Annotated in this window: 1 pseudogene; it reads right to left on the minus strand. The window is 47.5% G+C overall.

Features of this window, described 5'->3' with window-relative positions:
• Positions 1-670 (minus strand): annotated as a pseudogene (locus R7E38_RS22985) (insulinase family protein); the annotation flags it as partial.

Below are 670 nucleotides of genomic sequence, written 5' to 3' on the forward strand. Positions count from 1 at the left end.
GAAACGGCGTAAAATCATCTCAAGCAGTTGTGGCAGTTTTTGGCTGAAGCCCGACAACGTCAAAGTTACCCCTCCTTGGTGTGCATACATGTTGTAGCCCATGCCCGCGATTTCAGCTTGGTAGGTTTCTTTGGCTAGTGAGTCCAAAAACATTTCGACACAAAGACGTGTTTTCACAATATTCTTAGGCGACGCGACCGCGTGAGAACTGTCGATCGCAACGTACACTACGCCTTTCGGCACTCGGAACTCATCATCTTGCAAATGCCACAGGCGAAAACCTTCGAGATCTTCAATCAACTCCGGTAGTGAGCCCCCGTTTTCAAAGGGCATTGGGTCGAGGTCGTAACAAATGTACGGGTTCTTCTCTGGCAGAACAAACTGCCAACGCGGATCAATTTGTTGGAAGAAGCGTTTTTGCTCGCTACTGAATGTAGTGACGGAGTAGGGGGTGAAATACCACTTCGCAGTGCGATTGTACTCAAGTCCTTTGGCGATCAGCGTAACGCGGACATTGTCGACAGATAAATATTGCAGCAGAGAACGTTGCAGATCTTCATCATAGCCCGACATTTTGTAGTCGCCATAGATAATATCGTGCGGCTGATAATGCTGCATATTGATGACTAAATGGCTAACTAAATCGAGAGGGCGTGAAGGTTCTTGAAAG

It is taken from the genome of Vibrio sp. Vb2131 (assembly GCF_033338535.1).
Classification (GTDB): domain Bacteria; phylum Pseudomonadota; class Gammaproteobacteria; order Enterobacterales; family Vibrionaceae; genus Vibrio; species Vibrio alginolyticus.